General features: G+C 63.8%; 5 protein-coding genes. 3 read left to right on the top strand and 2 right to left on the bottom strand.

The annotated features are described in order from the left end of the window. Together HY852_RS04200 and HY852_RS04195 are read left to right on the top strand one after the other, a co-directional pair. A partial coding sequence (locus HY852_RS04200) for an acyl-CoA dehydrogenase family protein (protein WP_291602891.1) occupies positions 1–1009 on the top strand: 1009 nt, incomplete at its 5' end. Between the two features lie 34 nt (positions 1010–1043). Then, on the top strand, positions 1044–1745 hold the full coding sequence (locus HY852_RS04195; protein ID WP_291602890.1) for a nitroreductase: 702 nt from the start codon (positions 1044–1046) through the stop codon (positions 1743–1745). A gap of 255 nt (positions 1746–2000) precedes the next feature. Here the strand turns inward: HY852_RS04195 and HY852_RS04190 are convergent, their stop codons facing one another. Continuing rightward, complete coding sequence (locus HY852_RS04190) at positions 2001–2780, bottom strand: enoyl-CoA hydratase/isomerase family protein (protein WP_291602888.1); 780 nt, start codon at positions 2778–2780, stop codon at positions 2001–2003. Next, a complete protein-coding gene (locus HY852_RS04185) occupies positions 2781–3893 on the bottom strand; it encodes a cyclic nucleotide-gated ion channel (protein WP_291602886.1) in 1113 nt (370 codons plus the stop codon). Between the two features lie 273 nt (positions 3894–4166). On the opposite strand from HY852_RS04185, the gene HY852_RS04180 reads away from it, so the two are divergent. After that, positions 4167–4621: cyclic nucleotide-binding protein (locus tag HY852_RS04180; RefSeq protein ID WP_291602885.1), on the top strand; the 455-nt coding region annotated here is incomplete at its 3' end.

The raw sequence follows: 4621 nt of genomic DNA, 5'->3' as shown, positions 1-4621 counted from the left end.
GATCGAGCGCGTGATCTGGCAGCAGGAAGAAGGCGTCTACTTCAAGCTGACGCATCCCTTCCAGATCGGCGAGGGCATGTGCGGCCCGACCGTCATGGCCTTCGGCGGCGAGGAGCACAAGAAACGCTATCTGCCCAAGATCGCTTCCGGCGAGGAAATCTGGTGCCAGCTGTTTTCCGAGCCCGCCGGCGGCTCCGACGTGGCTGGGCTTCGCACCCGCGCCGAGAAGAAGGGCGACAACTGGATCATCAACGGCCAGAAGATCTGGACCTCGGGCGCGCATTATTCCGATTACGGGCTGCTCATCACCCGCACCGATCCCAATGTGCCAAAGCACAAGGGGCTGACCATGTTCTTCCTGGACATGAAGAGCCCGGGCGTCGAGGTGCGGCCGATCAAGCAGGCCAACGGCATGCAGGAATTCAACGAGGTCTATTTCACCGACGTCGTGATTCCGGACAGCCAGCGGCTGGGCGCGGTCGGCGACGGCTGGAACGTTTCGCTGACCACGCTGATGAACGAGCGCATGTCGATCGGCGCGCGGCTTGCGACCGGCTTCCCGGAGATGTTTGAGTTCTGCTCCAGCCTGATGCTCGAGGATGGGCCCGCGATCGATGATCCCGTCGTGCGTTCCAAGCTCGCCAGCTGGGCGGTCAAGTCGAACGGCCTGAAATTCACCAGCTACCGCACCGTCTCCGCGATGTCGAAAGGCGAGCGGCCGGGGCCTGAAAACTCGATCGGCAAGCTGGTCGCGGGCACCATGGTGCAGGATATCGCGGCCTACGCCATGGACCTCCAGGGCGCGGCCGGCGTTCTCACCGGCGCTGACGAAGAGGAAGCGGGCGGCAAGTTCCAGCAACTGCTCCTGACCTCGCCCTCGATGCGAATCGCCGGCGGCACTGACGAGATCCTGCGCAACATCATCGCCGAGCGCGTGCTGGGACTGCCCGGCGACATCAGGGTCGACAAGGACGTGCCGTTCAACAAGATTCCGACCAAGGGCAGGTAAGGAATCTTGCCTGGAGCAAAAGCGAGTTGAATTCATGGACGCTATGGTGAACGAGAATACGGACCGCATCGGCGTTCTGGAAGAATTGCTGGCCGGGCGCTTTTCCTGCCGTGCCTTCCTGCCGAAGCCGGTGGAGCACACAACGATCGAGCGCATCCTCAACGCTGCGCAGCGCACCGCGTCCTGGTGCAACAGCCAGCCGTGGCGGCTCGAGATCACCTCGGGCAAGGCAACCGAGAGGTTCCGCGAGGTGATGTATGCCGCCGCCAGCAGCGGCAAGCCGACGACCGGTGACTTCCCGTTCCCGCGCGAGTACCGCGGCGTCTATCTCGAGCGGCGGCGCGAAAGCGGCTTCCAGCTCTACAACTCGCTGGGCATCCCGAAAGGCGACAAGGTCGGTTACGCCAAGCAGGCGCTGGAAAACTACAACTTCTTCGGCGCGCCCCATGTCGCCATCGTGCACACCGACGAGGCGCTCGGGGTATACGGGGCGATCGACTGCGGCGGCTACGTCACGAGCTTCATGCTGGCGGCGCAGGCGCTCGGCGTCGCCACCGTCCCGCAGGCCGCGCTCGCCTTTCAATCCGAGGTGGTGCGCAAGCATTTCGGTCTGTCCGACGATCGCCGCGTCGTCTGCGGCATCTCCTTCGGCTATCCCGATCGCGAGCACAAGGCGAACAGCTATCGCACCTCGCGCGCCGACATCGCCGATACCGTGAGGTTCTTCGACGAATAACGGCCACCAAGACCATCGTCATGCCCGGGCTTGACCCGGGCACCCACGGATTAGGATCTGACGCCAGGCGGAACTCCGCTCCCTCTCCCGCTTGCGGGGGAGGGCTGGGGTGGGGGTGCCGCAACAGATGCGGACTCCGAGTGGATAGACTTATCCCCCACCCGCGGCGCTCTTCGAGCGCATAGACCACCCCCGAAAGCGGGAGAGGTAGAGCGAGCCTGCGGCTGGACAGTGCGAACCTAAACTCATCACGCTCTAAAACTTCGGTGGACGCTTTTCCGCAAACGCGCGGATGCCTTCCTTGATTTCGCTGCCGTGCATGCTGTCGCGGTGACGGCGGTCGGCCGCTCGCTCATCGAGTTCGCCGCGCGCGAATTCATTGATCGTCCGCTTCATGCCGCGCATGGCAACGGGCGCATTGCCGGCAAGAAGGGTGGCGAGCCGGTCGACCTCTTCATCCAGCCGCTCGGTCGGCACCATGGTGGTGAGATAGCCGATGCGCAGCATCTCGGGGGCGCCGATCCGCTCGGCGGTGAGGAAAAGCCGCTTGGCATTGTCGACGCCGAGCCGCGAGACGTAACGCTTGATGCCGCTCTTGTAATAATGCAATCCCAGCCGCGCGGCCGGCATGAACATCTCGCAAGCCTCGGTGCCGATGCGGAAGTCGCAGGCGAGCGCCAGATCCGTCGAGCCGCCATAGACGCCGCCGTTGAGCCGGCAGATCGTCGGCAAGGCGAGATCCTCCAGGCGATTGACCACGACCTCGAATGCCGATCCCGCGGTCTGTTCCTGCTCTCCCTTCGCGCGTTCGGCGATCGAGCCGAGATCATAACCGGCGCTGAAGGCGCGCCCCGAGCCGGTCAGGACCAGCACCCGCAGCGAGGAATCCGCTTCGATCCGGTCGAACAGTTTCAACAGGGCGTCGAGATCCTCGGGCTGCAGCCGGTTGAGGTGCCTGGGGCGGTTGAGCCGGATGGTGGCGCGGGCGCCGGTTGTTTCAAGTAGCGGGACGCCCGCCTCAGCGTGGGCATGCATCTATTTATTCTCCAGTTCGCGCCGCCTGGCTTCGGCATCGATGGTCTGGGCAAGATCGGGATGCCGCGCCATTAACAGGCGGAAATCGACGAGATCCAGTACCAGGAGCCGCGATACCTTGGTCGTGATGACATTCGCCCCACGGCGATTGTTGCCGAGCAGTGCCATCTCGCCGAAGAAGGCACCGTCGGCCAGCGTTACCTTCTTGCCCGGCAGATCGACCTCGACTTCGCCGGAAGCGATGAAATACATGCAGTCGCCCTGCTGGCCCTTGCGGATGATCATGGTGCGCGCCGGCAGATCCATCGTGCGCAGCATATGGGTGACGTCCGCGATCGCAGAGGGGCCGAGCGAGGCGAAGAACGGTACTTTGCTCACCGATTCCCAGGTCCTCAGGAAGTTGTCGCGACGGGTCTCGGCGGCAAACCCGGTCGCCAGAATACCGGTCCACAGCCCGAACACGCCGAGCCCGGAGATCATCACCAGCGCCGCTACCAGCCGGCCCAGGGGCGTCACCGGTACCACATCGCCGTAGCCGGTTGTGGTCAGGGTGACGACCGCCCACCACAGCGCGGACGGCACGTTGCCGAAGGTCTGGGGCTGAACGTCGCGCTCCAGGAAATGGACAGCGACCGAACCCAGGAACAGGATAAGAAGGAAAATCAAAAGCACGCTGAGCAGCGGCCGCGATTCCAGCACCAGCACCCGGCGCAATTGCCGCAAGCCGGGAATTCCCGGCACCACCTTGACCAGCCAGAGCACGGCCAGGAGCCAGGCCGTTCTGAGCTGGGCGCCGAACGCCAGCGCGAGCGGCACCGCGAATGCGCAGGCGGTATCGACCAGGCCGCGGAAGGACATCAGATAGGACAGGGTGCGATGCGACATCGCCGCATAGCGGATGCGGATCAGCCATTCGAAGACGAAGAAGGTGAGGCACGCCCACAGCACCCCCTGGACCCAATGGTGCGCCGTCTCATAGGCCGGGTTGACGGTCAGAAGGACCATGGTCAGGACGCCGACCACGACTGCGGCATAGGCCGGCGCGGTCATATTTCGGCCCGCGGTGGCGGTCATGAACTGCGCCAGGACGGGTACGATGATCGGCTTGGACATGTGCGAGAGGCGAGCCTGACTGTCAGTCGGGTCCTTTGAGGACCGCGATCCGCGCGCCAAATTGCCCGTGCCGGCCAAAGCCGTCAACGAGCGCGGAAAAACCGCGTTATCGGCCTCCGGGACCAAAACGAACTGGTGGGCGGCGCGAAGCTGAAATCACACGCAAAACGTTCGTTTTCCCCGTATATGGAGGAGGCGCCCGAAGGCTGTGCCCCCCGGGGGTGCCGGCCCGCCCGGCGAGGCGGTAATTTTGTCACAAGGTTGGTTGGCCCGATGGATACCTCACATATCGCAGAACACGCAGGAACGGCCGGCGCAGTATTCGCATCGATCTTTGTGGTGGCCACCACGACCATGCGGACGATGATCCCGCTGCGCGTGTTGGGCATCCTCACCAACATCGTCCTGATCGCCATCGCGATCCCCGTTCACAACTATCTGGTGATCGGGGTGCAGAGCGTGGTGCTGGCGCTGAACGCCTACCGCCTTCATCAGATGCTGCAGCTGGTGCGCGAAGTGCGGAAATCGGTCAACAGCGACCTGTCGATGGACTGGCTGAAACCCTTCATGACCGAGCGTAAATGCATGGCCGGCGAGGTCCTGTTCTACAAGGACGAGAAGGCCGAGGACATGGCCTACATCGTGAGCGGCCGTTTCAGGCTGGTCGAATCGGGCATCGAGCTGCCGGTCGGCGCCATTGTCGGCGAGCTCGGCATGCTTTCGCCCTC

Origin of the sequence: Bradyrhizobium sp., assembly GCF_016213215.1 — a bacterium.
Lineage (GTDB): Bacteria > Pseudomonadota > Alphaproteobacteria > Rhizobiales > Xanthobacteraceae > Bradyrhizobium.
The sequence above is the reverse complement of the archived record's forward strand: the minus strand, read 5'-3'. Positions and strand labels throughout refer to the sequence as shown.

Coding starts and splice junctions, on each gene's coding strand:
- HY852_RS04195 (WP_291602890.1), top strand. CDS start 1,044: ATGGACGCTATGGTGAACGAGAATACGGACCGCATCGGCGTTCTGGAA.
- HY852_RS04190 (WP_291602888.1), bottom strand. CDS start 2,780: ATGCATGCCCACGCTGAGGCGGGCGTCCCGCTACTTGAAACAACCGGC.
- HY852_RS04185 (WP_291602886.1), bottom strand. CDS start 3,893: ATGTCCAAGCCGATCATCGTACCCGTCCTGGCGCAGTTCATGACCGCC.